This is a genomic window from Nonomuraea sp. NPDC049607, from assembly GCF_040675375.1.
Lineage (GTDB): Bacteria > Actinomycetota > Actinomycetes > Streptosporangiales > Streptosporangiaceae > Nonomuraea.
Window position 1 is genome coordinate 22,893 of record NZ_JBFAOV010000003.1, and the last position, 26,044, is coordinate 48,936.

Here is a 26,044-nt window from a genome sequence, read left to right on the forward strand (position 1 = left end):
AGGAGCCGTGGGGTAGACTCTTACGTGGTTGTGTCAGGACACCTGGCACGCGTTTCGCGTTTTTGGCTCAGGTGTCGTACACTCCTTAGTCGGCTCACTATGACTATCACGCGTCGGCGGTCTTTGCCGATCGCCGCTCTCTTCGAAGCGTGAGGTCGCGGCTGCTTAGTGAACCGTAGCCTCAGACGACCGATCAGTGAAACGCGAGGGATTTTGGCCAAGAAAGACGGCGCCATCGAGATCGAGGGCACTGTGGTTGAGTCGCTCCCGAACGCCATGTTCCGGGTGCAGCTCGACAACGGCCATAAGGTCCTGGCCCACATCAGCGGACGGATGCGGATGCACTACATCCGGATTCTTCCTGACGACCGGGTAGTCGTTGAACTGAGCCCCTACGACCTGAGTCGCGGGCGGATCGTCTACCGATACAAGTAAGACGTCTGAGGAACACGAAGGACAATGAAGGTAAAGCCGAGCGTCAAGAAGATCTGCGACAAGTGCAAGGTGATCCGCCGGCACGGTCGCGTCATGGTGATCTGCGACAACCTGCGCCACAAGCAGCGTCAGGGTTAGTCGTACGCAAGGTTTCTCCGAGTCCGCCCCGAATTTCAGGGAGCGGGCTCGACGCATGAGGAGCCTGCGACAGTAATCGCGTCTCACACCTGAGCAGGCGGAGCGATCCGTACCTCTCAGGAGACCCCCGGTCGGAGGCCGGGGCCCTCACCCCGGGCATGGGGAGGGGTAGTGCGGCGCAAGACCTCCGCTCAAAAGAAGGAGAATGCCCGACCATGGCTCGCCTGGTTGGCGTCGACCTCCCCCGCGAGAAGCGGCTGGAGATCGCTCTCACCTACATCTACGGAATCGGCCGCACCCGCGCCCAGGAGATCCTCCAGGCGACCGGTGTCAGCGGCGACCTCCGCGTGCACCAGCTCTCCGACACCGAGCTCGTCCCGATGCGTGACTACATCGAGGCGAACTTCAAGATCGAGGGTGACCTGCGCCGCGAGGTCCAGGCCGACATCCGTCGCAAGATCGAAATCGGTTGCTACCAGGGCATCCGGCACCGCAAGGGCCTTCCGGTCCACGGTCAGCGCACGCAGACCAACGCGCGTACCCGTAAGGGCAAGAAGAAGACCGTCGCCGGTAAGAAGAAGCCCGGTAAGAAGTAGTCCACAGCCGCGGACCGAAGATCTCAGGAGTAATGGCAAACAATGCCTCCTAAGAGCCGTCAGGGTGCACCGAAGAAGGTGCGCCGCAAGGAAAAGAAGAACGTCGCTCACGGGCACGCCCACATCAAGAGCACGTTCAACAACACGATCGTCTCGATCACCGACCCGAACGGGAACGTGATCTCCTGGGCCAGCGCCGGCCACGTGGGTTTCAAGGGCTCCCGTAAGTCCACCCCGTTCGCCGCCCAGATGGCCGCCGAGAACGCCGCCCGCCGCGCCATGGAGCACGGCATGCGCAAGGTCGACGTGTTCGTCAAGGGTCCCGGCTCCGGCCGCGAGACCGCGATCCGCTCCCTCCAGGCCACCGGCCTCGAGGTGGGTTCGATCCAGGACGTCACGCCGGTCCCGCACAACGGCTGCCGTCCGCCGAAGCGCCGCCGCGTCTGAATTTCCCCAGGAGATATTGAGAAATGGCTCGTTACACGGGCGCGGACTGCAAGCTCTGCCGTCGCGAGAAGACCAAGCTCTTCCTCAAGGGCAGCAAGTGCGAGTCCGCCAAGTGCCCCATCGAGATCCGTCCTTACCCGCCGGGTGAGCACGGCCGCGGACGCCCCAAGGAGTCCGAGTACCAGCTTCAGCTTCGCGAGAAGCAGAAGACCCGTCGTATCTACGGCGTCCTCGAGAAGCAGTTCCGCAACTACTACGAGGAGGCCGCGGGCAAGAGCGGCAAGTCGGGTGAGGTGCTGCTCCAGATCCTGGAGAGCCGTCTCGACAACGTCGTCTACCGCGCCGGCTTCGCCCAGTCGCGTGACGCCGCCCGCCAGCAGGTGCGCCACGGCCACATCCTGGTGAACGGCAAGAAGGTCGACATCCCGTCGTACCGCGTTCGCGAGCACGACATCATCGAGGTCCGCGAGACCAAGCGCAACCTGCTGCCGTACGAGGTCGCTCGGGCGACCGCGGGCGAGCGCACGGTTCCCGCGTGGCTCGGCGTCGTGCCGGAGAAGCTCCGCGTCCTGGTCCACCAGCTGCCGGTTCGCCAGCAGATCGACACCCAGGTCCAAGAGCAGCTCATCGTCGAGTACTACTCCAAGTAGTCACTGACGTCCTAGTTCGGGTGCGGATTTCCGTGCCCGAACTAGACTGTTTATCGGAGTGGCGTCATATAGCGGGCGCCACACGACAAGGGGAGAACCCACACCATGCTGATCGCTCAGCGTCCGACTCTTCTCGAAGAGTCGATCGACGAGACCCGGTCCCGGTTCGTCATCGAGCCGCTGGAGCCGGGCTTCGGCTACACCATCGGCAACTCGCTGCGCCGTACGCTGCTGTCGTCCATCCCGGGCGCGGCCGTGACGAGCATCCGCATCGAGGGCGTGCTGCACGAGTTCTCGACCGTTCCCGGGGTCAAGGAAGACGTCACCGACATCATCCTGAACCTCAAGGAGCTGGTCGTCTCCTCCGAGCACGACGAGCCGGTCGTGATGTACCTGCGCAAGCAGGGCCCCGGTGAGGTCACCGCCGCCGACATCGCGCCGCCGGCCGGTGTCGAGGTGCACAACCCCGAGCTGCGCATCGCCACGCTCAACGGCAAGGCGAAGCTGGAGATGGAGCTGACCGTCGAGCGCGGTCGCGGCTACGTCTCCGCCGCCCAGAACAAGCAGCCGGGCCAGGAGATCGGGCGCATCCCGATCGACTCGATCTACTCCCCGGTGCTCAAGGTCACCTACAAGGTCGAGGCGACCCGAGTCGAGCAGCGCACCGACTTCGACCGTCTCATCCTCGACGTCGAGACCAAGCCCGCCATGAAGCCCCGCGACGCGGTGGCCTCGGCCGGCAAGACCCTCGTCGAGCTCTTCGGCCTGGCCCGTGAGCTCAACGTCGAGGCCGAGGGCATCGACATCGGCCCGTCGCCGACCGACGCCGCCCTGGCCGCCGACCTGGCGCTGCCGATCGAGGAGCTGAACCTGACCGTTCGCTCCTACAACTGCCTCAAGCGCGAGGGCATCCACACCGTGGGTGAGCTCGTCGCCCGCAGCGAGCAGGACCTTCTCGACATAAGGAACTTCGGGGCCAAGTCGATCGAAGAGGTCAAGCAGAAGCTGCACGAGATGTCGCTGGCGCTCAAGGACTCCCCGCCCGGGTTCGACCCGAGCGCGGTGGCCGGCGGCGGCTACGACGACGACGACAGCGCGTACGTCGAGACCGAGCAGTACTGAGCTTCGTGCGGAGACCCCGTCTCCGCACGTGCCCCGCACGCGCCGAGTGGTCCGACCGCTCGGCGCGTGACGAACGTAACGGCCCAGTCGCCATGATTGCGGCCGGCCCGACTCCGGTACCTGGTACGGCCGGGGCGGGTTAACCCAAGAGGAGAAAGCAATGCCCAAGCCCACCAAGGGTGCACGTCTTGGCGGCAGCCCGGCGCACGAGCGGCTGATCCTGGCGAACCTCGCCACGGACCTGTTCCGCCACGGCAAGATCCGCACGACGGTGACCAAGGCCAAGCGCCTTCGTCCGCTGGCGGAGCGCCTGATCACCAAGGCGAAGAAGGGCGACATCCACAACCGTCGCCAGGTCCTGACCGTGGTCAGGGACAAGGGCGTGGTTCACCACCTGTTCACCGAGATCGCGGTGACGTTCGCCGAGCGTCCGGGGGGTTACACCCGGATCACCAAGATCGGCGCGCGTAAGGGCGACAACGCTCCGATGGCCGTCATCGAGCTGGTGTCCGAGCCGCTGAACGGTGTCACCACCCGCCGCGCCGAGGCGCCGGCCGCCGCTGCCGCTCCGGCTCCGGCCGCCGAGGAGACCGAGGTCGCCGAGACCGAGGCCCCCGAGGCTCCTGAGGCCGCCGCCGAGGAGACCCCGGCTGCCGCTGAGGAGACCCCGGCCGCCGAGGCCGAGGCGAAGAAGGACGAGGCCTGATCTCTCAGGCTGGTTGAATCGGGCCCGGATCCCCTTCGCGGGGGTCCGGGCCCTTTTCCGTGAACGTGAAAGGGACGATCGTGCTACGGCTCCGCCTGGATCTGGCATACGACGGGACCGACTTCTCCGGATGGGCCAGGCAGCCCGGTCGCCGTACCGTCCAGGGTGAGATCGAGCTGGCGCTCACCAGGATCCTGCGCCTGGCCGAGCCCGCCGCGCTGACCGTGGCGGGGCGCACTGACGCGGGCGTGCACGCGCGCGGGCAGGTGGCGCACGTGGACGTGCCGGTCACGTCGTTGGCCGAGCTCGACGGCAACCGCGGGCCCCTGGAGCTCGATGAGCGGCTCTCTGCGCTCGTCCGGCGGCTGGGTGGGATTCTGCCCTTGGATGTACGCGTTCATCGGGTCTCGGTGGCTCCTGAGGGCTTTGACGCCCGGTTCTCCGCAATGTTCCGGCGGTACGCGTACCGGGTGTGCGACACGGCCGGCGGGGCCGATCCGCTGCGACGGCACGAGGTGGTCTGGCACAGCCGTCCGCTGGACCTCGACGCCATGAACGAGGCCGCCCGGCGGCTGGTGGGCGAGCACGACTTCGCGGCGTTCTGCAAGAAGCGCGAGGGCGCCACGACGATCAGGGAGCTGCAACGCCTGGAGTGGACGCGCGAGGCGGACGGCGTGCTGGTGGCCGCCGTCGTGGCGGACGCGTTCTGCCACTCGATGGTCCGCGCGCTGGTCGGCTCCCTGCTGGCCGCCGGCGACGGGCGCCGGCCGGTGGAGTGGCCCGGCCAGGTGCTGACGCGGGCCGTACGGGACTCCGGGGTGCACGTCGCGCCCGCCCACGGGCTGTGCCTGGAGGAGGTGGGCTACCCGGCGGCGGACGAACTCGCCGCGCGGGCAGCCGCCACGCGGCGGGTCCGCACGCTCTCAGCCCTTGGTGACGCGGCGCTCCAGGACGAGTGAGGTCTGGTCCCTGAACGCCCCGCTGACCTTGGCCAGCGTCTTGTCCTTGGCGTCCGGGGTGTGGCCGTCGACGTGGGTGGCGTAGCTGAAGACGATGTACCTGCCCCACACCAGGCCGGCCGCGTAGCCGCCGGCGATGGACACCCGCTCGCCCCCGCTTCCCTTCGCGCCGGGCAGCGCGCGGAACCAGATGTTGCGCGAGAGGTTCTTGGCCTGGTCGGTCAGGGTGGCGTCCTCCTTGGTCGGCAGCACCGCGATGCCGGTGGTGACGGCCCAGCGGCGCTTGCTGTCGACGTAGGTGGCGCGGATGATCCGGCTGCACTTCCGCTCGCTCAGCGCGTCGGCGAACGCGCCGGTCGCCGCCTTGTCGCAGCTCGTCTCCGTGTCGGTCTTGACCCTGGTGAACGTCACGCCGGCCGCCGAGACCTTCTTCTTCGGGAACGCCTCCGTCAGGGACATCTTCTTCGGGTCCGTCTCCTCCGAGTTCAGCATCGACGAGCCCGGGACGTCGGCGGGCGGGCTGCTGGACAGCTCCGTGCTGGGCAGCAACGTGGGCGGGGTGGGGCGGGGACCCGCGGTCGTGGCGGCCGGCGGGGCGGTGTTCAGGGCGCGGTAGGCGAAGAAGCCGCCGGTCGCGACGCCTGCCAGGGCCAGGGCGCCGAGGGTGACGAGCAGGGCCCGCTTGCTCTTGCCCCGGGCGGGGGGCGGCGGGGGCGGGATCTGGAACGGGGGTTGCCTGAACGCGCCGGGTGGGAAGGTGGGGGTGCCGGCGGGCGGGGTGGGGAGGTCCAGGGCGGTGCTGGGCCTCTTGCTCCACAGGTCCTGGTTGAAGGGCAGGTCGGGGAGTTTGTCCGTGGCGGGTGTCTCGTCCGGGCGCTGGTCTGATGGACGCTCGTCGTCGGCGGGCCGGTCCGCTGAGGCCGTTTCGGCTGGGTGCCTGGGCTCGGGGTGGGGGTCCGCCGGGCGTGCGCCTTCTGGGTGCGTCGTCGGGGTGTGGCCGGACGTGCGCTGGTTCGCCTCCTCGCGGCCGTCCTCCGTGTGGACCTCCTCCGGGAGCCTCTCCTCGGCGGGGGGCACGGGGGTCGCGGGGGGCCATACGGGCACGTCGCCGGGCTCCGGGGGGCGTCCCGTCGGGTTGGTGGGGTGGGGCTCGACGTAGTGGGCCGTCCGCATGGGGCCCGTGGGTTCCTCGCGGGGGTCGGACGCGCGCATGCCCTGCGGCGGGGTGTCCTGGGCCGTCGGGTCGTCCCCGTGGGGAGGGGCGGGCGCGGCGTGCTGCTGGACGGCGGCCGCGGCCTCGCGCTTGGCGGCCTCGGGGTCGAAGTAGTGGGCCGCTTTGGGAATCCCGCCGGGGCGGGTGGCATCGGGGTCGTACGACCCTGCGCCCCCGCCGTTGAACGGTTCTGCGTCGGAACCGCCGTACGACGCGGGGTCCGGCGCGTACGGCGCCGGGTCCGGGCTGTACGGCGTGGCGTCCGGGCTGTACGGCGGGGTGTCGGGTTTGTGGGGTGCCGGGTTTGTGTGGGGCGCGGGGTTGCGGCCGGGCAGTGTGGCGTCGGGGTCGCGGGGGAACGCGGGCTCGGCGGCGTGCCGGTCGCCGGGCGTGCCGGTGGCGGCGGTGCCGATGGTGTCGGCCCCGGCGGCCGACGGGCTGGTGGGTGCATCGACGGGGTGGGCGGTCGGTGTACCGGTCGGCGGCGTGTGGCCACCGGGCGTGCCGGTTGGTGGGGTGGGGGGTCGGTTGGGGTGCTGGTCGGCTGCCGTCGGGTCCGCGGGGTGGCCGGTCGGGGTGGTGGGGAAGCGGGCGGTGGGTTCGCCCGTGGCCGGGTCGTCGTTGTCCGGCTCGGCCACCAGTTCGCCCGTGGCGGCGGGCCAGGGGGGCATGACGTCCGGGTCGGCGACCGGGGCGGGCCACACCTGCAGGCCCGCGGCGGCGGCCGTGAACGCCGGTGGCGGCTCCCACGGCGGCGCGCCGGGCACGACCGGCTTGGCGGGCCAGCCGGGAGGGTCCTCCTCCGGGGTGGCGGCCCACTGCGCGGGGGCGGCGGACCAGGAGGCGTCGTCCTCAGGCTGGGGACCCCAGGTGGCTTCGGCGGCGTTTCTGGGCGTCCAGGTGGCTTCGTCGGACGCGCTGGGAGCCCACTCGGGCGTGTCGGAGGTGCGAGGAGGCCACGCAGGCGCGTCGGAGGTGGGGGGAGGCCAGGCGGGCGCGTCGGCGGGCCCGGCGTTCCGGCCGGGCGTGTCGGAGGGCCCGGCGCTTCGGCCGGTCTCGTTGGACGCCCTGGGGCCCCATGCTGCCTGGTCTGGGGTTCCGGGCCCTCGGCCGGTCTCCTCGGGAGGGGCGGGTGCCCATGCGGGTTGGCCTGGAGCTCCGTCGGTTCGTCCGGTGTCGTGCGGGGTTCCGGGGGCCCGTGCGGCCTGGCCGGGGGTGGCGGGAGTTCGCCCAGGTTGGTCGGGGGGGACCCACGCGGGTTGGCTGGGCGCTCCGGGTGCGCGCCCCGGGGCTGCGGGCGGCTGCTCAGGGGTCCAGCCGGACTCGGGGGAGGCGCCGGGGGGCCAGCCGGTCTCGTGGGAGGTGCCCGGGGTCCAGCCGGGTCGGTCGGACGATCGGGGCGGCCCTGTGGGGTCCTCGGGAATGTGGGGAGCCCAGGCGGGTCTCGTGGGGGCGTCGATGGCCCAGTCAGGGGCACCGGCGGGGGCACCGGCGGGGTCGGAGATGCCGGCGGGGGCGCCAAGGGGGCCGGACGCCGCGGTGGGCGCACCGGTGAACGTACCGGGGGCGTCGGCGAACGTGCCGGGGGCGTTGGAGCCAGGGGTGGGCGTGGCTGGAGTTCCGGGGGCCCAGGTGGGGGCGTCCCCTCTGTGTGGGGGGCGGGAGGCGGTGATGGTCTCTTCGTCGGGACCGGAGGCGGTGGGCCCCGGTGTGCCGGACGGGCCGCCCGTGACGGGGCCGGAGGGGGCGCCGGTTCCGTAGGGGGGCTTGGTGGGGGCGGAAGAGGGGGCGGGGGCGTCGTCGGCGAACCAGTCGTAGGGGGCCGAGTCGTCGCCGGCCACCTCCCACGGTTGTACGCCGGCGGACGACCCGGCGGGCTCCGGTGGGGTGCCACGCGGAACCCGCGTCTCGTCGCCGGTCGGCTCGTCGGACGGGGTGATGGCCGACGGAACGCCGCCCCCGATGCGGCCGAAACTCGGCGGTGGCATCGGTGATGCGGTCGTACGGTCGGCTTCCCTGCGATCGTGCTCAGACCCGGGTTCCTGGCCACGCATAGGGCGAGCCTAGCGAGAGTAGCGAGATCGTTATGTCGGTATGGGGGTTCCCAACGGGAACCGCCGTCCCCTTTGAGGGGTTATCGACCGTGATGCCGGTTCAGCTGAGCGCGCTCCCCGTCATCGACCGGCTGTCCAGAGCCTTGAAGACCGTCGCGTCGGTGAGGTCCTTGATGGCCTCGAAGATACGCTTCGATCCCTTCTTGTCCGGCTTGCTGCCGTCCTTGTTCTGGAACCACACCATGATCGCGTAGTGGCCGTGGGTCGAGATCTTGGCGCCGCCGCTGCCCGAGCCGAGCATCTTGGTGACGCTGTCCTTGCCGGCCAGCGGCTTGACGTAGTTGCTCGCGTCGCCGACCTTGGCCACCTTGGTGGCGGTGCCGCTCGTCTTGAGGTTGGCCACGCCGATCGTGCCGATCACCTTGCCGGCCTTGTCACGGAAGCTGGCCCGCAGGAACTGGGTGCACTTGCCGGACTTGAGGGCCTTCTGGAGCTTGTCGCCCAGGGCGCCGTCGGTGCACTTCTTGTCCTTGCTGGTGACCGTCATCTCGTAGCCGCGCCCCGAGACGGTGAACTTCTTCGCCGACCCGAAGATCTCCTTGACCGTGATCGGGTCGGGGTCGGTCTTGCGGTCGGCCGCGAAGCCGTACTTGCCGGGCGGGGCCGACGGGAGCGGCGCGGAGGTACGGGTGGGCGCGCCGGCCTCGGCCGTGCTGGGGCTGCCCGCGTTCCACATCATCGCCAGGCCGCCGCCGAGCAGGCCCAGCAGCAGGACGCCGCCGATCGCGAACCACAGCGGGGCGCGTGAGCGCCGGCCCTCGTCGTAGGGGCTCCAGCCGACCCTGCTCTGCTGCGCCTGCGTCGGCTGCCCGGAGTCCGGCGACTGGGCGGACTGCCCGGCCGGCGGCGTCGGCCCGCTCAGCGGCGGCTGTCCGGGCTGCCCGGTCGGCGGCTGCTGCTGTTGGGCCGGTGTGAACGGAGACTGCCCGAACGAGGACTGCGCGTACGGCGGGGCCTGCGGTGACTGCTGAGTGGTCTCGGCCCCGGCGGCGCGGTCTCTACGCGAACGGCGGGGACCGCTGTCCATGCCACGTTCCTCATTGCCGTTGGAAACCATGCGGAGACATTACCGTGATGTTCGTCATCGGGTCCCGAAGTCCTGGGTCCACCATGGGCCGTCCGGTCCGGAGGCGACGCCGACGCCGATGGCCTTGAGAGTGCAGTCCAGGATGTTCCTGCGGTGGTCGCGGCTGTCCAGCCAGCCGCGTACGGCCTGCTCGGCAGTGCTGTAACCGTTGCCGATGTTCTCGGCGGCGCCCCAGTGGTAGCCGGCGCGGTCCATGCGGTCCCAGGGGGAGGCGCCGTCGGGGGAGTTGTGGGCGAGCTGCCCGGTACGCGCCATCTCCAGCGAGTGCTGGCGCGCCGAGCGTGCGAGCCTGCCGTCCACGCGCAGCGGGCCGCAGCCGTGCTCGGCGCGGGCGGCGTTGGTGAGCGTGATGACCCGGGCGGCCATGCCGGGGATCACCTTGGCCTGGTCGTCGCCGCCGCCGGTGAACACCTGGGTGGGGTCGCCCTTGGCGTCGAAGCCCGCGATCTGCCCTTCCGGGGTCTTCGTGGGCTTGGGGGTGGATCTGCCGCGCGGGGTCCTGACCGTGGTGGCCTGCCGCGGGATGCGGTCCAGCTCGGGCCGGGCCTTCTGCGCCGTGGTGGGGGCGGGGCGCGCGGTGGCCGCGGCGGGCGGGGCGGTCTCGTTGAGGTAGATGTGCGCGGTGGGCTCGACGTCGTCGGACAGCCGGCCGAGCAGCACGCCCGTGAACAACGCGGCCATCAGGCAGGTCAGCACGCCCAGGCTGTTCCGGCGCCGCGCGCCCCGCTGGGTTTGCCGGGTGTGAGAGTTCCGCCACATACCGCAGCTAACGATAGAGATGTCGGGTACCGGGAAAGAAGGGATGCCAGGGAAACGAAATGGAACCGTTCTGTCGTCGGGTAGACTCGTGCAGGGTTACCGGTCTTTTGACCTGCGCGCCTTCAGGCGGGTAACCTAATCGTTCGTTGTGTGCATAGGTCCAGCGTGACCGATGCGCGGCGCGTCCGGCGTCATCTCCCATCATCAAGCCCATCGGGCTCGGGAGACGGAAGGTCCGGGCTGCCGTGTGCCCGCACCGACCGACCCATGTAGCTGTCGCATCCGACAGCGCCGAAGACGCGAGCAAAAGAAGGCTACGACCGTGCGCACGTACTCACCGAAGCCCGCCGACGTCCAGCGTCAGTGGTACGTCATCGACGCGACCGATGTCGTGCTGGGCCGGCTGGCCAGCCACGTCGCGAACCTGCTCCGCGGCAAGCACAAGCCGATCTTCGCGAACCACGTCGACACCGGTGACTTCGTCATCGTCATCAACGCCGACAAGATCGCGCTGAGCGGTAACAAGCGTGAGCAGAAGAAGGCGTACCGTCACTCGGGCTACCCGGGCGGTCTGCGTTCCGTCACCTATGGCGAGCTCATGGACAAGCGGCCGGAGAAGGCCGTCGAGAAGGCCGTCAAGGGCATGCTGCCGAAGAACTCCCTCGGCCGGAAGATGGCCAAGAAGCTGAAGGTCTACGCGGGTACCGACCACCCGCACCAGGCCCAGCAGCCGGTGCAGTTCCAGATCACCCAGATCGCCCAGTAGTAGTTCGAAAGAGTTAGAGGAGAACCGTGGCTGAGCCCACCGGTGTCGAGACGGTCGTCGAGACCGAGCTGGAGGAATTCTCCGGCGAGGACTTCCCGTCCGAGTACACCACCGAGTCCGCTGCCAGCGCTGACGCGCCCGTGCGCAAGCCCGTCACCACGGGTAACTCGTACGGCACCGGCCGCCGCAAGGAGGCGATCGCCCGCGTGCGCATCGTCCCCGGCACCGGCAAGTGGACGATCAACGGTCGTTCGCTGGACGTCTACTTCCCCAACAAGGTCCACCAGCAGATCGTCAACGAGCCCTTCGTGGTGCTCGGTGCCGAAGAGGCGTTCGACGTCATCGCGCGCATCGACGGCGGCGGCGTCACCGGCCAGGCCGGCGCGCTGCGCATGGGCCTGTCCCGCGCCCTGGCGATCCTGGACGTCGACGTCAACCGGCCGCCGCTGAAGAAGGCCGGCTTCCTCACCCGTGACGCCCGCGCCACGGAGCGGAAGAAGTACGGCCTCAAGAAGGCCCGCAAGGCTCCGCAGTACAGCAAGCGCTAAATTGGCGCGCCTCTTCGGCACCGACGGGGTACGTGGGGTCGCTGGTCGCGACCTCACGGCCGAGCTGGCCATGGATCTGTCCGTGGCGGCCGCCCACGTACTCGGTGATGCGGGCGCGTTCGCGGCCACGGGGCGTCGTCCCGTGGCCGTCGTGGGCCGGGACCCGCGAGCCTCCGGGGAGTTCCTGGAGGCCGCAGTGGTCGCCGGCCTCGCGGCGTCTGGAGTGGATGTGCTGCGCCTCGGCGTGCTGCCCACCCCGGCCGTCGCCCATCTCACCGCCGCTCTCGGCGCCGACCTCGGCGTCATGCTGTCCGCCTCGCACAACGCGGCGCCGGACAACGGGATCAAGTTCCTGGCCAGGGGCGGCTTCAAGCTGTCCGACGTGGTCGAGGACGAGATCGAGCGCCGGCTCGGTGAGAACTGGTCCTTCCCCGTCGGTTCGGGGGTCGGGCGCGTACGCGACGCGTACGGCGAGGCCGACCGCTACATCTCGCACGTCCTGACCACGATGACCGCCGCGCTCGACGGCCTGCACATCGTGGTCGACTGCGCGCACGGCGCCGCCCACATGGTCGCGCCCGAGGCGCTGGTGCGTGCGGGCGCCCGGGTCGAGGCCATCGGCGCCAGGCCCGACGGGCTCAACATCAACGCCGGGCACGGCTCCACCCACCTGGACAAGCTCCAGCAGGTGGTCGTGTCCAGGGGCGCCGACCTGGGCGTGGCCTACGACGGCGACGCCGACCGCTGCCTGGCGGTCGACCACACGGGCACGGTCGTCGACGGCGACCAGATCATGGCGGTGCTCGCCGCCGCCATGCACGGCGACGGCCAGCTGGCCAAGGACACCGTGGTCGCGACCGTCATGTCCAACCTGGGCTTCAAGCTGGCGATGCGCGAGACCGGCATCACCGTGATCGAGACCGCGGTCGGCGACCGTTACGTCCTCGAACGCATGAAGTCCGAGGGGTTCAACCTGGGCGGCGAGCAGTCCGGCCACGTCATCCTGCTCGACCACGCCACCACGGGCGACGGCCTGCTCACCTCGCTGCACCTGCTGGGCGTGGTGGCCAAGTCGGGCGTCCCGCTGAAGGAGCTGGCCTCGGTGATGACCCCGCTGCCGCAGATCCTGATCAACGTCAAGGACGTCGACAAGGGCAAGGCGTCGGTGCCCGAGCTCATCGCCGCCGTGGCCGAGGCCGAGGCGGAGCTGGGGGAGACCGGCCGGGTCCTGATCCGGCCGAGCGGCACCGAGCCCATGATCCGGGTGATGGTGGAGGCCGCCTCCGAGGAGCACGCCAACCAGGTGGCCGGTCGCCTGGCCGACGTGGTCCGTACGGCCTGCGCCTCCTGACGCGCGCCTGGGCGGGTACGGCGTCGCGCCGTACCCGCCGGGCCGCTACTCGTCGCCGGTGAGGGCGAACACCCGCAGCCTGCGGCCGGCCCAGAAGACCGCGCCCACGGTCACGATGACGAGCGCCGGGACGGCGAAGCCCATCGTGACGGTCGACTGCAGGAACGGCGAGTCGGAGATCTGGTCGGCGATGGTCCTGGCCCACTCCTGGACCGAGAACTTGCCCGCCCCTGGCATCAAGGTGACCACGGTGACCTCCCAGACGAGGGCGTAGATGACGCCGATCGTGACCGCGTGCTTGGTCACGACCCCGAGGAGCAGGAAGAGCGCGGCGTAGGCGATGCCGGCGACCAGGGCGCCGAGGGCGAAACCGGTCGCGATGCCGTCCTCGCCGCCCACCAGGATCCAGGCCGCCACGTACGTCGGCAGGGCCCCGAACACGGCCATGAGCGAGGCCGCCACCCCGAACTTGGTCAGCGCGATCACGGGCCTGGAGATCGGCTTGGACATCAGGTGGATGACGGTGCCGTCGTCGATCTCCGGCGCGATGACGCCGGTGCCCGCGATGACTCCCAGCAGCGGCAGCATGGCCTGGACGGCGAACTTCTGCATCAGGTCCACGGCCAGTTTCTGGTCGGTGCCGGTCGCCACGCGCAGCAGCACGGCCAGGGCGATCAGGGCCAGCGGGAGCAGCAGGAGCAGGATGATGCGGCGACGCCCGAGCAGTGAGCGGTACGTGATGCCCGCGACCACGGTGTTCATTCAGGTGCTCCTGTTGATCAGGTAGGCGAAGACGCTCTCCAGGTCCTCGTCGGCGGGGGAGACCTGGTGCAGGCGCACACCCTCGTCGCGGGCGACGCGGGGGAGCAGCCGGGCGAATCGCCGCAACTCGGTCGCCTGGACCTCCAGGCCGTCCGGGCGGAGCGTGATGCCGCCGGCCGACTCGTCGCGGATCAGGGCCGCGGCGAGCTTCCGGTCGTCGCTGGACCGGATGACGAACAGGTGGGGCCGGTCGGTCATCAGGCGCCTGATCTCGCGGAAGTTGCCCGAGGCCGCGTGCCGGCCGGACACCAGGACCTCGATGTGCTGGGCGACCCGCTCGACCTCCTCCAGGATGTGCGAGCTGAACAGGATCGTCTTGCCGGCGGTGCCCATGGCGCGGATGAGGTCCATCAGGTGCAGGCGCTGGCGCGGGTCCATGCCGTTGAACGGCTCGTCGAGCAGCAGCACGGCCGGGTCGTGGACGAGGGCGGCGGCCACCTTGACCCGCTGGCGCATGCCCTTGGAGTACGTCTCCACCCGGCGGTCCTTCGGCTCCTCCATCTCGACCGTGGCCAGGGCCTTGCGGGCGGCCTCGACGGGGTCGGGGAGGCCGTGCAGGCGGGCGGCGGACAGCACGAACTGCCAGCCGGTGAGGAAGCCGTACACACCCTCGCGTTCCGGGACCAGACCGATATTTCGGTAGATGTGGTGGTTCTTCCAGACTTGGGTGCCGTCCAGCGTGACCGAGCCGCCGGACGGCGCCAGGAACCCGGCCATCATGTGCAGCAACGTCGACTTGCCGGCGCCGTTGGGCCCGAGCAGGCCGGTGACGCCGGGGCCGATCGTCATGGTCACGTCGTTGACCGCCACCACGTTGCCGTACCAGCGGGACACCTGGGAGAGCTCGATCCTCATCGCGAGGCCGCCTTCCTGTAGCGCAGCGCGAGAGCGGCCAGGCCGACGCCGATCAGCACCACCAGGATCGCCGCCGAGGCGGGACCGCTGGGGTAGGGGCCATCGGCGTGGGACGGGGTGCCGAACAGCCACGACTGCACGGAGTCGACCAGCCAGAACGGGTTCATCAGCCAGGCCCAGGCGGCCCCCGACTCGTTCCCGGTGCTGATCATCGTCCCGTAGAGCAGCGGCACCGACGCCGAGCTCAGCAGGTAGACCGTGATCACCGAGGCCACCCCCAGCCCGCGCCGCGGCGTGAACGAGGCGAGGGCCAGGCCGAACGCCGACAGCAGCAGCGCCAGCACCAGCGCCATGAGCAGCGCGCCGAGGTACTCGCCGGTGGCGGGCGGCCCGGGCAGGTCGACGACCAGCTCGCCGATCCACAGCAGCGTCAGCGGCCCGCCGACCAGCAGGAAGAGCGCGGCGGTCATCGCGATCACCTTGGCGGCGACGTACTGGAAGACCGAGATCGGCCGGGACAGGTACAGGGGCAGCACGCGGTGGCGCAGATCGGGGGCGACGACCGTGGGGGCCTGGGAGGCCAGGAAGATGGCCACCACGGCCTGCAGGAGGACCGCGAATCCGCTGTAGGGGATGCCGCGCTGCTGGGCCAGCGCCATGAGCGCGATCGACACCACCATGGGCAGCAGCATGATGACGACCAGCGCGAACGGCACGATCTTGCTGCGCGCCGGACGGCCGAGGCCGAAGATGCCGCGCAGGCTGTGGACGGTGAGCGCGCGGGTGGCGTACGCGCCGCCCATGCGGGGGCCGTCGTAGTGCCGGTAGCCGATGTCGTAGATCTCAGACACTGGCCGTCTCCTCCCTGAAGACGTCCTCGATGCGGTGGCGTCCCTGTTCGAGGCGGATGAGGCACAGGTCGAGGTCGACGGCGGCGTCGCGGATGGCGTCGTAGGTCTCGGGGCCGAGCACCTTGACCACCAGCAGGCGGCCCTGCTGGGAGACGGTCTGGCCGGTCTCGGTCAGCCGCCGGGCCAGCGGCTCCAAGCCGTCCTCGACCTCGACCGTGACCGTCTGGGTGGCCTGGGTGAACTCCGAGATCGCCGACGAGCGCAGCAGGCGGCCGCCGTCGATGACGATGACGTGGTCGCAGACGCGTTCCAGCTCGCCCAGCAGGTGGGAGGTGACCAGCACGCTGATGCCGAACTCGGTGCCGATGCGCCTGATCAGCGTCAGCATCTCGTCGCGGCCGCGCGGGTCGAGCCCGTTGGTGGGCTCGTCGAGGAAGACGAGCTTGGGGTCGTGCACGAGGGCCTGGGCCAGTTTGACCCGTTGCTTCATGCCGGTGGAATAGCCGCCGATCGGGCGGTAGCGCTCTTCGGCCAGGCCCACGTGGCGCAGCACGTCGGCGGCGCGCTCGCGGGCGGCCGTACGCGGCAGCCCGGAGATCCTGGCGAGGTGGACGACCAGCTCGGTCGCGGAGACGTCGGGAGGGAGGCATTCGTGCTCGGGCATGTAGCCGACGAGCCGGCGGATCTCGGCGCCCTGCGCGGTCACGTCGAGGTCGAGCACCCGCGCGGCGCCCTGGCTGGGCGGCAGCAGGCCGAGCAGCATCTTGATCAGTGTCGACTTGCCCGCGCCGTTCGCCCCCACCAGACCGGTGACGCCGGATCCCACGGTCACCGTGAGCCCGTCGACCGCGGTGACGGTGGGGAAGCGTTTGGTCAGCCCCTCGGTGGCGAGGATGTGCATGTGGCGGACCCTACCCGTCGCGGGGTGGGCGTGGCCTCGTTCACACGGATGAACGCTGTCCTACTTGAGGCCAGAATTTCCGCTGGACCATGAGCGTGGCCGTGCCCGAGATGATCATGCCGAGGATGTTCACCGCGAGTTGCGAGACCGACCCCGCGACCTCGGCCCAGTCGCCGAGCCCCAGCGCGACGGCGAGGTAGCCGGCCGCCGGGACCGTGGTGACCGAGATGAACACGCCGATCAGCGCCGAGGACTTGCCCGCCGTCACCGACAGGACGCCCGCCGCCCCCGCCAGCAGCGCCACGATGAACGACCATTTGTCGGGCTTGACGATGAACTGCACCTCCGCGTTCGCCTTCAGGTTGCCGATGTCGATCCAGCCGAACCACTTGGAGACGAGCGCGCAGGCGAAGGTGACGGCGATGGCGACCGTGAAGCCGATGACCAGCGTCCGGAGGGCGGTGGTGATCAGACGTCCGCGCCGGCCCAGCAGGCCGAAGCAGATGGCGGCGATCGCGCCGAACTCCGGGCCGAGCACCATCGCGCCGACGATCAGGATGGGCGAGTTCTGCAGCACGCCGATGCCCGCGAGCTGCGTCGCGATGGCCAGGAAGGCCAGGTAGGCCCAGGTGATGCGGGACTCGCTGGAGACCTTGTGGGCCAGCTCCTCCCACACCACCGCGTCGTCGGGATCGCCGGGAGCCTCCTCGACCGCCGCCGTGGCCGCCCTGGACAGCGACAGGTCCACCTGCTCGATGGCGATCGAGCCGACGTCCTCCAGCCACTTGAGCCGGCTGATCACCTCGTTGGCCGCCTCGCGGGCGGAGTCGCAGAGGACGACGTCGCCCGCCGGCTCGCGGGCGGCGCCCGGCAGGACGACGATGTTGGTGACGCCCGTGCACTCCTGAAGCAGCTCGACGGCCTCGTCGGTGCGGTCGGGAGGGATGATCAGTCGCAGATGCAGCACTCCGCCATTGTTGTCCATCGGACATTGACGTCGCGTTGACCGGCGTACGCGAGGCTGCCTCACATGATTCGCTTCAGATGCCACGATCATGGTGAGGACTGCTGGTTCGCCGACATCGACGACCAGGAGTGCGCGGGCCGGTTCGCCGCCTACGTCTTCGACGAGGTGTTCAGGTCCGGCGAAGCCGTACCCGCCTGACCGCGTGGTCGGCGCCCTTCTTCAGGACGAGATCGGCCCGGCCCCTGGTGGGGGCGATGTTCTCGACCAGGTTGCGCTCGTTGATGTCGCGCCACACGTTGACCGCGAACTCCGTGGCCTGCTCGTAGGTGAGCTCGGCGATGTACTTGAAGTAGGACTTGGGGTCCTCGAAGGCGGTGCGGCGCAGCTTGTGGAAGCGTTCGACGTACCAGGTGCGGATGTCCTCGACCTTGGCGTCCACGTAGATGGAGAAGTCGAAGTAGTCGTTGACGGCCAGGGACGTGGGCGGGGCGGGCTGGAGGACGTTCAGGCCCTCGATGATCAAGATGTCTGGATTTTTCACGACCTGGCGGGCGCCGGGGACGATGTCGTACTCCAGATGGCTGTAGACGGGCGCGTACACCTCGGGGGCGCCCGCCTTGACCTCCGCCACGAACCTGACCAGCGCGCGCCGGTCGTAGCTCTCCGGGAAGCCCTTGCGCTGCATGATGCCCTTGGCCTCCAGCACCGCGTTGGGGTAGAGGAAGCTGTCGGTGGTGATCAACTCCACGTGCGGGTGCTCGGGCCAGCGGGCCAGCAGGGTGTGCAGGAGCCGCGCCGTGGTCGACTTGCCGACCGCGACGCTGCCGGCGATGCCCAGGATGTACGGGAGGCGCGTCCCCGCGTCCCCGAGGAAGGCGCTCAGCACGCTGCTGCGCTGCTTGGACCCGGTGAAGTGCAGGTTCAGCAGCCGGGTCAGGGGGAGGTAGATGTCGGTGACCTCGGTCAGGTCGATGGGGTCATCGACGCCGCGAAGGTCCTCCAGCTCGTCTGCGGTGAGAGTCAAGGGCGTGTTCTTGCGGAGCTCGCTCCACTGCTCCCTGCTCAGTTCCACGTAGCCGTTGTTCACCTAGGCAGCGTAGCGATGGGGGACAAATGCGATCATGGGCGGGTGCGGCGCGGCGGTCGTCCACAGCCTGTGGATAAAAACGTGGGATTACCAAAGCATGATTCCGGGAAGGAAGAGCGGTTCTGACGATCCGGGCATGCCGGAACCGGCAGGCGGCTACCGTTCCGGACGTATCCTCCGGGAGGTCTTGTGGATCGTCGCCGCTTCCTCGCCGGCGTGGTCGCCGTCGCCGGGCCCTTCGCCGGGGTCGCCTGCGCCGGGGCCCGCGGCGGCGTCCGTCCCGCGGCCGGCTACGGGCCGCTGAAGCCGGTCGCCGACCTGCGCGACGGCAAGGTACGCCTGCACCTCCCCGACGGTTTCCGCTACCGCTCGTTCAGCGCCGCGGGCGAGACGTTCTCCGACGGGACCACGGTCCCCGGCCGGCACGACGGCATGGCGGCCTTCGCCGGTCCCAAGGGCGGCACGATCCTCGTACGCAACCACGAGGTCGCCGGCCCGGTCGGCGCGTTCGGCGACAAGGACGCCGCCTACGACCCCATGGCGGGCGGCGGCACCTCGACCCTGCACGTCACCGGCCACGGCGAGGTGCTCAGGAGCGGCCCCTCGCTCAACGGCACCATGATGAACTGCTCCGGCGGCCCGATGCCCTGGCGGGCCTGGGTGAGCTGCGAGGAGACGGTCAACGGCCCCGACGTGGGCGACGACCCGTCCGGCGGCGACAACAGCAGGCTCACGCGCCGGCACGGTTACCTGTTCGAGGTGCCGGTCGACGGGGTCGCGAGCGCGCGACCGATCAGGTCGGCCGGCCGCTTCCCGCACGAGTCGGCCGCCTTCGACCCCTCCACCGGCGCCGTCTACCTCACCGAGGACAACTTCTCCTTCCCCTCCGGCTTCTACCGTTACCTGCCGCCCAGGCACCCGATGCGGGAGGGCCGGCTGCTCGACGGCGGCAGGCTCCAGATGCTCGCCGTCGACGGGGTGAAGCGCGCCGACCTGTCGCGCGGGCAGCGGGCGGGGGCCTCCTACGCCACGCGCTGGGTGGACATCGACGACCCCGACCCGCGCTTCACCGGCAGGCCGCCGTACGAGGAGGCGGTCCAGGCGGTGGGGCGGCAGGGGCGCGCGGAGGGCGCGGCGATCTTCGCCAGGCTGGAGGGCGCGGTGTTCCACCAGGGCGTCGTGTACTTCGTCTCCACCCAGGGCGGGGCGACCGCGCCGGGTGACCCGCCGCCTTCCGGGTTCGGCGACGGGCGGGGGCAGGTGTGGGCGTACGAGACGTGGAGCGGGCGGCTCAGGCTCGTCCACGAGTCGCCGCGCTCGTCGGTGCTCGACCTGCCCGACAACGTGACCGTCAGCCGGCGCGGCACGCTGGTGCTCTGCGAGGACGGCGACGGCGACAACTACCTGCGCGGCCTCACCAGGACGGGCGAGATCTTCGACTTCTGCCGCCTCCACCCGATCCCGGACGATCCGGGCGCCGAGTTCGCCGGCTCGACGTTCGGGCCGGGCGGGCTGACGCTCTTCGTGAACGTCCAGGCCAAGCGGGGGCGCTCGTTCGCCATCTGGGGGCCGTGGGAACGCGGCCTGTTCTGAGTAGCCTGGGACGATGATCCTGGGTATCGGAGTGGACATCGTCGACATCGCCCGCTTCGAGGCGGCTCTCGAACGTACACCGCAGCTGCGTGAGCGGCTGTTCACCGACATCGAGCGGCCCCTGCCGACGCATTCGCTGGCCGCCAGGTTCGCCGCCAAGGAGGCGGTGGCCAAGGCGCTCGGCGCGCCCAGGGGGCTCGGTCACCTGGAGGCCGAGGTGCGCTGCGACGAGCTGGGCAAGCCGGAGCTGCACGTGTCGGGCAAGGTCGCCGACGTGGCGTACGGCCTCGGGGTCAAGCGCTGGCACCTGTCGCTCAGCCATGACGGGGGCGTCGCCGTGGCCTACGTGATCGCGGAGGGATAACTTCGGATCATGCGCGCGAGGCAGTGCCGTCCCGTGGAGGAGCGGCGGGAGCGAAGCGACCGGAGCGGGGGAAGGCGGCGGCACATGGCGACCGAGCAGCCGAACGGGGTGAGGCCATGAAGACCGCCTACACCGCCGACCAGATCCGGGGCGCCGAGCGCACGCTGATGGCGCGCCTGCCCGAGGGCGCCCTCATGCAGCGGGCCGCCCACGGCCTGGCCGCCGCCTGCGCCGACCTGCTGGGCCGGGTGTACGGCGCCCGCGTCGTGCTCCTGGTCGGCAGCGGCGACAACGGCGGCGACGCCCTCTACGCCGGCGAACGCCTGGCCCGCCGGGGAGCCCGGGTGGCGGCGGTCCTGGCCGGCTCCAGGACGCACGAGGCCGGGCTGCGCGCCTTCCTGCGCGCCGGAGGCCGCGTCGCCGGCCAGGACGCCGTCGCGGACGCCGACCTGATCGTGGACGGGCTGGTCGGCATCGGCGCCACGGGCGCGCTGCGCGAGCCGTACGCCCGGCTGGCCGAGGAGGCGAACGCGGCCCACGGCACGATCGTCGCGGTCGACGTGCCGAGCGGCGTCGAGGCGAGCACCGGGCAGGTCGCGGGCGCGGCGGTGCGGGCGCGGGTCACGGTGACGATGGGGGCGTACAAGACGGGCCTGCTGGTCGATCCCGGGGCCGCGCACACGGGCAGGGTCGAGCTGGTCGACATCGGGCTGGGCCCCTTCCTGCCCGATCCGGACGTGGCGGCGCCGACCCACGCGGACGTGGAGGACCTGCTGCCCAGGCCCGGCAACGAGTCCGACAAATACCGCAGAGGCGTGCTCGGGGTGGCCGCGGGCAGCGACCTGTACACCGGCGCGGCCGTGCTGGCCGTGGGTGGCGCGCTGCGGGCGGGCGCGGGCATGGTCCGCTACGCGGGCACCCACGAGCCGGTCCAGCAGGTGCGCGCGCACTGGCCGGAAGCGGTGATCACCCCGCTCGACCGGCCGTCCATCGAGGACGTCGGCCGCGTCCAGGCGTGGCTGCTCGGCCCGGGGCTCGGCACCGGCGACTGGGCGCACGAGCTGGCCGCCCGCGTGCTGGCCTCCGACGTCCCCGTGCTGATCGACGCCGACGGGCTCACGCTGGTGGCCCGCGACCGGTCGTTGCTGCGCAGGCGGGCGCCCGTGCTGATCACGCCGCACGCGGGCGAGCTGTCGCGGCTGATCGGCGTGAGCCGCGAGGACATCGAGGCCGCCCGGCTGGAGCACGCCCGCCGGGCCGCCGCCGAGCTGGGCGTGACCGTGCTGCTCAAGGGCTCGACCACGGTGGTGGCCGAGGAGGCCAGGCCGGTCCGCGTCAACGAGACCGGCACGTCCTGGCTGGCCACCGGGGGCACCGGCGACGTGCTGTCGGGCGTGGCGGGCGCGCTGCTGGCCCAGGGGCTGTGCTGTTACGACGCGGGCTCCGTCGGCGCGTACGTGCACGGGCTGGCCGGACGGCTGGCCGCCCGCGGCGCCCCGCTCACCGCCGCCGGGGTGGCGGCGGCCGTCCCGGAGGCGATCCGCTCCGTCACGGCGAACCCCGCCCCTGAGCGGCGCGAACCGCGCTCGACCACCCGTCCGAGCTGACACACTGGAGAGATGTACTCCTCGATGGCCACCCCCGCCGAGGCGCGGGTCGACCTGTCCGCGATCAGGCACAACGTGGCCCTGCTGAAGGAGCGGGCGGGCGGCGCCGAGCTGATGGGGGCCGTCAAGGCCGACGCCTACGGCCACGGGCTGGTGCCCTCGGCCAGGGCCGTCCTTGAGGGCGGCGCGTCCAGGCTGGGCACGGCGTTCGTCGCCGAGGCGCTGGCGCTGCGCGAAGGCGGCGTCACCGCGCCCGTCCTGGCCTGGCTGATCACCCCCGGCGAGCCCCTCGACCGGGCCGTCGCGGAGGACATCGAGCTGTCGGCGGCCCACGAGGGCGTGCTCGGCGAGATCGCCGCCGCCGCCCGCCGTGCGGGCCGCCCGGCCAAGGTCCACCTGGAGGCCGACACCGGCATGTGCAGGGGCGGCGCGCCCCTGGCCACCTGGCCGGGCCTGCTGAGCAGGGCGCTGGAGCTGCGGGCCGAGGGCGTCGTCGAGATCGTCGGCCTGTGGTCCCACTTCGCCTGCGCCGACGTCCCCGGCCATCCGTCGGTCGGTCAGCAGGTGGAGGCGTACGAGAGCGCGCTGAAGCTGGCCGAGCAGGCGGGGGCCGCCGGGTCGTCGGTGATCAGGCACCTGTCCAACTCGGCCGCCGTCCTGACCCTGCCCGCCGCCCGCTTCGACCTGGTCAGGCCGGGCATCGCCATGTACGGCCTGAGCCCCGTGCCGGAGCTGGGCGACTTCGGGCTGCGTCCGGCCATGACCCTGACGGCCAGGATCGCGCTCGTCAAGCGGGTCCCGGAGGAATCGGGGGTCTCCTACGGCCACCTCTATGTCACCGACCGCGAGACCACCCTCGGCCTCGTGCCGCTCGGCTACGCCGACGGCATACTCCGGCACGCGACGGGAAGAGCCGAGGTGCTGGCGGGCGGGCGCCGCCGGACGGTGGCGGGCCGGGTGTGCATGGACCAGTTCGTGATCGACGTCGGCGACGACCCCTTGTCGCCGGGCGACGAGGTCGTGCTGTTCGGTCCCGGCGACGGGGGCGAGCCGACCGCCCAGGAATGGGCGGATACCCTCGGCACGATCACGCATGAGATCGTGACCAGGATCGGTTCCCGGGTGCCACGGGTCCACCAGCATGTGACGACGAGCACTCCGGAGCGGCCATGAGCGGAGAAGGATCGGGGACATGACGACGACGACAACACGGCGGCGCAGGGTCGGGATCGCCGGCGCGATCGTCGGAGCGGCGTCGGCCGGTGTCGCGGCGGCGGCGCTGGCCAAGCGCTACGCGGTCGGCCGGATCAGGCTGCGGCACGACGAGGAGGCCAGCGAGCCGTTCGGCGAGCTGCGCGGCAGGGAGCGCACGCTCGTCACCTCCGACGGGGTGGCGCTGCACGTCGAGATCGACGGCCCCGAGGACGCGCCGCTGACGATCGTGATGTGCCACGGCTACTGCCTCAACCTCGAATCGTGGCACTACCAGCGCAAGGACCTGCGCGAGAACTACCGTCTGGTGTTGTGGGACATCCGCTCCCACGGCCGTTCGCAGCGCGGCACGGCCGACGACAGCACGATCGACCGGCTGGGCCAGGACCTCGCCGAGGTGATCGAGGAGTTCGTGCCCGGCCCGTGCGTGGTGGTCGGCCACTCGATGGGCGGCATGACGATCATGGCGCTGGCCGACAGCCACCCTGAGCTGTTCGGCGGGAAGATCCGGGCGGCCGCGCTCATCGCGACCTCGGCGGGCAAGCTGGCCGAGCTGACGCTGGGGCTGCCGGCGATGGTGTCCAAGGCCGTGCACAAGGTGGCGCCGTCCACGGTGTCGCTGCTCGGCAGGAAGGGCTCGCTGGTCGACAAGACCCGGCACGCGGGCAGCGACATCGCCTTCCTGATCACCCGCTACATGGGCTTCGGCGACTCCGCGAACGTGAGCCCGACCGTGGTCGACTTCGCCGAGTCGATGATCAGGCAGACCCCCACCGAGGTGTTCGCCGCCTTCTACCCGGCCCTGATGAACCACGACAAGCTGTCCGCGCTGCACGTCCTCGACCCGGTCCCGACCGCCATCGTCTACGGTGAGCGCGACTGGCTGACCCCGCCCGACCACAGCAGGGCCATCGCGGCGGCGCTGCCCAAGGCGCAGGTCACCGAGATCCCCGACACCTCCCACCTGATCCAGCTGGAACGCCCGGGGATCGTCAACGACGCGCTGCGCGACCTGATCAAGCGAGTGGAGTTGTAGTGCGACTGGCGACAGCGGAGGACATGCGGGCCTACGGCGCCCGCCTGGCGGCCCACCTGCGGCCCGGAGACCTGATCGTGCTGTCCGGCCCGCTCGGCGCGGGCAAGACCACGCTGGTCCAGGGCATCGCCGAAGGTCTCAAGGTACGCGGGCCGATCACCTCGCCCACCTTCGTGATCGCCAGGGTGCACCCGTCGCTGCGGCAGGGCCCGCCCCTGGTGCACGCCGACGCCTACCGGCTGGGCGGCGACCTGGAGGTCGACGACCTCGACCTCGACGCCTCGCTGGAGGAGTCGGTCACCGTGGTCGAGTGGGGCGAGGGCCTGGTCGAGGGGCTGGCCGAAGACCGGCTGGAGATCCACATCGACCGCGAGACCGGCGACGACGCCCGCCTGGTGACCCTGCGCGGGGTGGGCGACCGGTGGGCCGACACGCCGTCTGATCCGGCCTAAGGCTAAAACGTCCGTCAATTCCTGGCAAAGCTGGCACCCTTGACGTACCTGTCCGAAGACATAAATCATGATCGTTGGTCAGGGATTTGCCCAGAATTTCTGGGTATCAGGAGGGGCGACATCCACTTTTTTGGTGGATGCTGGGTGCAAGACGGCAAAGTGGGGTGCGGCGGTGCTCAGGGTCAGGCGAGTCGCGTACGCGGGTGCCATCATGGTGGTCGGGCTGACCGGCTGTGCGGCCTCGGCCGAGACCACACCGACAGCCACACCGACGGCCACAGCCACCACGTCCACCACCGCCACCACGACGGCGACGACGACGGCGACGACCACGGCGACGGCCACGCCGGCCGCCAAACGGCCGAGCATCGCGGTCCAGCTCAACCCCGACCGGGTCACCGCGGGCGAGACGTCCAAGGTGTGGATCCTGGCCAACTGCCCGGTGCCCTCCGGCGGTCCGGCCCACACCGGCACCGCGACCTCGAAGGCGTTCATCAACGGCGTCCCGCTCAACCCCGTGCCGGCCGGATCGGCCTCGCCGACCGCGTCCGGCACCCCGGCCAACGGCTCGCCCTGGGTCCGGGGTGAGGCGACGGTCTCGGGCACGGTCAAGCGCGGCTCCTACACCGTCGACGTCAAGTGCGACGGCACCAACGACGTCGGCAAGGCCACGATCAAGGTGGTCAGGGCCGAGGCCGAGCCGACCGGCGTGCCGACCAAGGCGCCCAGGGCCGGCGGCGGCGGCACCTTCGGCCGCGACGTCGACGACGAGTCCTCGATCCCGCTGGGCCCGGCCGGCGCGCTGGTCGCCCTGGTCCTCGTCGGAGGCGCGGTCGTGGTGGCCAAGCGGCGCAGCCGGGCCTGACGGATGGCACGTCCGGGTCGGGTGGTGCTCGCGGGCGCCGTCACGGGCCTGCTGCTGGTCGCCTTCGGCAAGAGCATGCAGAACTCCTCCACTCCCGCGGCGAGCGTGGTGCCCAAGAGCATCGACATCCCCTCGCTCGACCTTGAGGCCCCGCTGATGAAGCTCGGGCTGAGCAAGGACGGCGAGGTCGAGCTGCCGCCGTACGAGAAGCCGAAGGTGGCCGGCTGGTACAGCGGCAGCGCGGTGCCCGGCGAGAAGGGCGCCTCGGTGATCATCGGCCATGTCGACACCAAGACCGCCCCCGCCGTGTTCTACAAGCTCAGGCAGTTGCGCAAGGGCGAGACCGTCAAGGTGGAACGCAGCGACGGCAAGGTCGTCAGCTTCAAGGTGGACGCCATCGAGCAGGTCTCCAAGGACAGCTTCCCGGCCCGCCGCGTGTACGTCGACGACGGGCTCAAGCTGGTGACCTGCGGCGGCAAGTTCGACTCCGCCAAGGGCGAATACGTCGACAACATCATCGTCTACGCCTCCAAGGCTTGAT

29 protein-coding genes are annotated in these 26,044 nt (G+C 70.8%); 20 read left to right on the plus strand and 9 right to left on the minus strand.

Annotation, left to right across the window (positions count from 1 at the left end; genetic code table 11):
* Window positions 1-213 precede the first annotated feature (213 nt).
* The 8 genes from infA (at window position 214) to truA (ending at window position 5,053) form a co-directional block, all read left to right on the plus strand.
* The gene (gene infA, locus AB0J97_RS07375; protein WP_012887858.1) at window positions 214-435 is read left to right on the plus strand and encodes a translation initiation factor IF-1; all 222 of its coding nucleotides are present in this window, start codon (window positions 214-216) and stop codon (window positions 433-435) included.
* 24 nt (window positions 436-459) lie between these two features.
* Window positions 460-573, plus strand: coding sequence for a 50S ribosomal protein L36 (gene rpmJ / locus AB0J97_RS07380; protein WP_003956441.1), 114 nt, complete (start codon window positions 460-462; stop codon window positions 571-573).
* Window positions 574-788: 215 nt separating this feature from the next.
* On the plus strand, window positions 789-1,169 hold the full coding sequence (gene rpsM / locus AB0J97_RS07385; RefSeq protein ID WP_125644650.1) for a 30S ribosomal protein S13: 381 nt from the start codon (window positions 789-791) through the stop codon (window positions 1,167-1,169).
* Window positions 1,170-1,211: 42 nt separating this feature from the next.
* Window positions 1,212-1,616, plus strand: a complete 405-nt coding sequence (gene rpsK / locus AB0J97_RS07390) for a 30S ribosomal protein S11 (RefSeq protein WP_020542285.1) — start codon at window positions 1,212-1,214, stop codon at window positions 1,614-1,616.
* Between the two features lie 23 nt (window positions 1,617-1,639).
* On the plus strand, window positions 1,640-2,266 hold the full coding sequence (gene rpsD / locus AB0J97_RS07395) for a 30S ribosomal protein S4 (protein ID WP_352327498.1): 627 nt from the start codon (window positions 1,640-1,642) through the stop codon (window positions 2,264-2,266).
* 105 nt (window positions 2,267-2,371) lie between these two features.
* The gene (locus tag AB0J97_RS07400) at window positions 2,372-3,388 is read left to right on the plus strand and encodes a DNA-directed RNA polymerase subunit alpha (RefSeq protein ID WP_043623495.1); all 1,017 of its coding nucleotides are present in this window, start codon (window positions 2,372-2,374) and stop codon (window positions 3,386-3,388) included.
* Between the two features lie 160 nt (window positions 3,389-3,548).
* Window positions 3,549-4,094, plus strand: a complete 546-nt coding sequence (gene rplQ / locus AB0J97_RS07405; protein ID WP_364085747.1) for a 50S ribosomal protein L17 — start codon at window positions 3,549-3,551, stop codon at window positions 4,092-4,094.
* 80 nt (window positions 4,095-4,174) lie between these two features.
* Window positions 4,175-5,053: a tRNA pseudouridine(38-40) synthase TruA gene (gene truA / locus AB0J97_RS07410; protein ID WP_364085753.1), complete on the plus strand. Its 879-nt coding sequence runs from the start codon at window positions 4,175-4,177 to the stop codon at window positions 5,051-5,053.
* Here truA and AB0J97_RS07415 read toward each other — a convergent pair.
* From AB0J97_RS07415 to AB0J97_RS07425, 3 genes are all read right to left on the minus strand, one after another.
* On the minus strand, window positions 5,018-7,033 hold the full coding sequence (locus AB0J97_RS07415; protein ID WP_364085756.1) for a hypothetical protein: 2,016 nt from the start codon (window positions 7,031-7,033) through the stop codon (window positions 5,018-5,020). The genes truA and AB0J97_RS07415 overlap by 36 nt on opposite strands.
* A gap of 1,387 nt (window positions 7,034-8,420) precedes the next feature.
* Window positions 8,421-9,407, minus strand: coding sequence for a hypothetical protein (locus tag AB0J97_RS07420; RefSeq protein ID WP_364085759.1), 987 nt, complete (start codon window positions 9,405-9,407; stop codon window positions 8,421-8,423).
* A 54-nt stretch (window positions 9,408-9,461) separates the two neighbouring features.
* Complete coding sequence (locus AB0J97_RS07425; RefSeq protein WP_364085765.1) at window positions 9,462-10,226, minus strand: CAP domain-containing protein; 765 nt, start codon at window positions 10,224-10,226, stop codon at window positions 9,462-9,464.
* Window positions 10,227-10,548: 322 nt separating this feature from the next.
* Between AB0J97_RS07425 and rplM the strand changes: the two genes are divergently transcribed.
* The 3 genes from rplM to glmM are packed head-to-tail and all read left to right on the plus strand — an operon-like array spanning window position 10,549 to window position 12,891.
* A complete protein-coding gene (rplM, locus tag AB0J97_RS07430) occupies window positions 10,549-10,992 on the plus strand; it encodes a 50S ribosomal protein L13 (RefSeq protein WP_125644641.1) in 444 nt (147 codons plus the stop codon).
* Window positions 10,993-11,018: 26 nt separating this feature from the next.
* On the plus strand, window positions 11,019-11,540 hold the full coding sequence (gene rpsI / locus AB0J97_RS07435) for a 30S ribosomal protein S9 (protein ID WP_125644639.1): 522 nt from the start codon (window positions 11,019-11,021) through the stop codon (window positions 11,538-11,540).
* Window position 11,541: 1 nt separating this feature from the next.
* The gene (gene glmM, locus AB0J97_RS07440) at window positions 11,542-12,891 is read left to right on the plus strand and encodes a phosphoglucosamine mutase (protein ID WP_357705895.1); all 1,350 of its coding nucleotides are present in this window, start codon (window positions 11,542-11,544) and stop codon (window positions 12,889-12,891) included.
* Window positions 12,892-12,936: 45 nt separating this feature from the next.
* Here the strand turns inward: glmM and AB0J97_RS07445 are convergent, their stop codons facing one another.
* Genes AB0J97_RS07445 through AB0J97_RS07465 form a run of 5 tightly spaced genes read right to left on the minus strand, consistent with a single transcriptional unit; the run spans window position 12,937 to window position 17,287 of the window.
* On the minus strand, window positions 12,937-13,653 hold the full coding sequence (locus AB0J97_RS07445; protein WP_364085770.1) for an ABC transporter permease: 717 nt from the start codon (window positions 13,651-13,653) through the stop codon (window positions 12,937-12,939).
* Window positions 13,654-14,568 carry an ABC transporter ATP-binding protein gene (locus AB0J97_RS07450; RefSeq protein ID WP_364085775.1) on the minus strand — a complete coding sequence of 305 codons (915 nt, stop codon included), beginning with the start codon at window positions 14,566-14,568 and terminating at the stop codon, window positions 13,654-13,656.
* Window positions 14,565-15,419, minus strand: a complete 855-nt coding sequence (locus tag AB0J97_RS07455; protein ID WP_357705892.1) for an ABC transporter permease — start codon at window positions 15,417-15,419, stop codon at window positions 14,565-14,567. Before AB0J97_RS07455 ends, AB0J97_RS07450 begins: the two co-directional genes overlap by 4 nt.
* Window positions 15,412-16,320 carry an ABC transporter ATP-binding protein gene (locus AB0J97_RS07460; protein WP_357705891.1) on the minus strand — a complete coding sequence of 303 codons (909 nt, stop codon included), beginning with the start codon at window positions 16,318-16,320 and terminating at the stop codon, window positions 15,412-15,414. The genes AB0J97_RS07455 and AB0J97_RS07460 overlap by 8 nt, the downstream gene beginning before the upstream one ends.
* A 40-nt stretch (window positions 16,321-16,360) precedes the next feature.
* The gene (locus tag AB0J97_RS07465; protein ID WP_364085787.1) at window positions 16,361-17,287 is read right to left on the minus strand and encodes a DUF389 domain-containing protein; all 927 of its coding nucleotides are present in this window, start codon (window positions 17,285-17,287) and stop codon (window positions 16,361-16,363) included.
* A gap of 63 nt (window positions 17,288-17,350) precedes the next feature.
* Here AB0J97_RS07465 and AB0J97_RS07470 point away from each other — a divergent pair, with 63 nt between their 5' ends.
* A complete protein-coding gene (locus AB0J97_RS07470; protein ID WP_357705889.1) occupies window positions 17,351-17,485 on the plus strand; it encodes a hypothetical protein in 135 nt (44 codons plus the stop codon).
* Here the strand turns inward: AB0J97_RS07470 and coaA are convergent.
* The gene (gene coaA / locus AB0J97_RS07475) at window positions 17,457-18,359 is read right to left on the minus strand and encodes a type I pantothenate kinase (RefSeq protein ID WP_357705919.1); all 903 of its coding nucleotides are present in this window, start codon (window positions 18,357-18,359) and stop codon (window positions 17,457-17,459) included. The genes AB0J97_RS07470 and coaA overlap by 29 nt on opposite strands.
* Window positions 18,360-18,563: 204 nt before the next feature.
* Between coaA and AB0J97_RS07480 the strand changes: the two genes are divergently transcribed.
* The 8 genes from AB0J97_RS07480 to AB0J97_RS07515 all read left to right on the plus strand — a co-directional run bounded on the left by AB0J97_RS07480 (window position 18,564) and on the right by AB0J97_RS07515 (window position 26,043).
* Window positions 18,564-19,967, plus strand: a complete 1,404-nt coding sequence (locus AB0J97_RS07480) for an alkaline phosphatase PhoX (protein ID WP_364085791.1) — start codon at window positions 18,564-18,566, stop codon at window positions 19,965-19,967.
* A 13-nt stretch (window positions 19,968-19,980) separates the two neighbouring features.
* Window positions 19,981-20,331 (plus strand): holo-ACP synthase, encoded by a 351-nt coding sequence (locus tag AB0J97_RS07485; RefSeq protein ID WP_357705887.1) that lies wholly within the window; start codon window positions 19,981-19,983, stop codon window positions 20,329-20,331.
* 116 nt (window positions 20,332-20,447) lie between these two features.
* Entirely contained in the window at window positions 20,448-21,938 is a 1,491-nt protein-coding gene (locus tag AB0J97_RS07490) for an NAD(P)H-hydrate dehydratase (protein ID WP_364085797.1), read from the plus strand.
* A gap of 24 nt (window positions 21,939-21,962) precedes the next feature.
* On the plus strand, window positions 21,963-23,111 hold the full coding sequence (alr, locus tag AB0J97_RS07495; protein ID WP_364086653.1) for an alanine racemase: 1,149 nt from the start codon (window positions 21,963-21,965) through the stop codon (window positions 23,109-23,111).
* A gap of 19 nt (window positions 23,112-23,130) precedes the next feature.
* Window positions 23,131-24,186 (plus strand): alpha/beta hydrolase, encoded by a 1,056-nt coding sequence (locus AB0J97_RS07500; protein WP_357705885.1) that lies wholly within the window; start codon window positions 23,131-23,133, stop codon window positions 24,184-24,186.
* The gene (tsaE, locus tag AB0J97_RS07505; RefSeq protein WP_352362852.1) at window positions 24,186-24,638 is read left to right on the plus strand and encodes a tRNA (adenosine(37)-N6)-threonylcarbamoyltransferase complex ATPase subunit type 1 TsaE; all 453 of its coding nucleotides are present in this window, start codon (window positions 24,186-24,188) and stop codon (window positions 24,636-24,638) included. Before AB0J97_RS07500 ends, tsaE begins: the two co-directional genes overlap by 1 nt.
* A 172-nt stretch (window positions 24,639-24,810) precedes the next feature.
* Window positions 24,811-25,503: a hypothetical protein gene (locus AB0J97_RS07510; RefSeq protein WP_364085811.1), complete on the plus strand. Its 693-nt coding sequence runs from the start codon at window positions 24,811-24,813 to the stop codon at window positions 25,501-25,503.
* Between the two features lie 3 nt (window positions 25,504-25,506).
* Window positions 25,507-26,043, plus strand: a complete 537-nt coding sequence (locus tag AB0J97_RS07515) for a class F sortase (RefSeq protein ID WP_357705883.1) — start codon at window positions 25,507-25,509, stop codon at window positions 26,041-26,043.
* The last annotated feature ends 1 nt before the right edge of the window (window position 26,044 follow it).